This is a genomic window from Bacteroides caecigallinarum (assembly GCF_021531075.1).
Lineage (GTDB): Bacteria > Bacteroidota > Bacteroidia > Bacteroidales > Bacteroidaceae > Phocaeicola > Phocaeicola caecigallinarum_B.
Genome location: NZ_JADYTJ010000133.1, coordinates 1 through 962 on the forward strand (window position 1 = coordinate 1; position 962 = coordinate 962).

1 protein-coding gene is annotated in these 962 nt (G+C 25.5%); it reads left to right on the forward strand.

The genetic code is table 11. The features are described from left to right. The first annotated feature begins 380 nt into the window (after positions 1 to 380). Positions 381 to 926 carry a sigma-70 family RNA polymerase sigma factor gene (locus I6E11_RS14680; RefSeq protein WP_235338838.1) on the forward strand — a complete coding sequence of 182 codons (546 nt, stop codon included), beginning with the start codon at positions 381 to 383 and terminating at the stop codon, positions 924 to 926. Positions 927 to 962 lie beyond the last annotated feature (36 nt).

Genomic DNA, 962 nt, shown 5'->3' on the forward strand with positions numbered 1-962 from the left:
TTTAAAGACAATTCTGAGATATCAATCTATCATAGAAATATCCATCCTCTATCTTTCATACCCAACCTAAGAGCTTTCTATTCATAACAAACAGACTCCTTAAACAATATTATTTCAAGTGTAAATTATTAAAGCAGTAGTTCATAAATGTAAAACTAATCAATTATTACTTTTTTTAATATAAATATTTTTGTATGTGTACTAATTATTTTATTTTTACGCTTATAAATGTATCTACTTTTTATGTGATACACACTAATAGAATTTATTATCAAGTTTCATATAAATTGTCGCTTGATAATAATCACAATACTAGCAAAAATAAAGTATCATTATAACAGTAGAATCATTACTATTCCTTAAATACTATTTTATTTAATATGAAACACAATGATTTAAAGGACGAAGAATGGATAAAGATATACAAAAAAATTGATTCAGTAATAGTATATTTCACCATCAATGAAGGAGAAAAACAAGATCTTTATCATGATGCATTGTTACATGTAGTAAAACGATTTGCAACTAATTACCATGAAAAGGGGAAACTAGATACTTGGATAAAAAAAGTGGTCATAAACTTTTGTAAAGACAGAATTACAGAATACAAACGGAAAAACACATCATATTATGAAGAACTACCATACAAACCTTTTATATTCCACAAATGCAATATAGAAGAAATAAAAGACAAAAGAGCTTTAGATATATTGGAAGAATCTATAAACGAACTAACTATATTCGACAAACAAATCATTATTGGAAGATTAAATAATGAATCATATTTATCTCTGGCACATAAAGTCAATAAAAACAAAAATACAATTATAAGGCACTACAAAAAAGCACAAACAGTGCTTCAAAAAAAGATAAACCAGAAATATTACGAAAAATACGGAACTAAATATAGAGAGAACATAGATTGAAAACCTCATTCCATAAGGGCATTCAATATAAACATC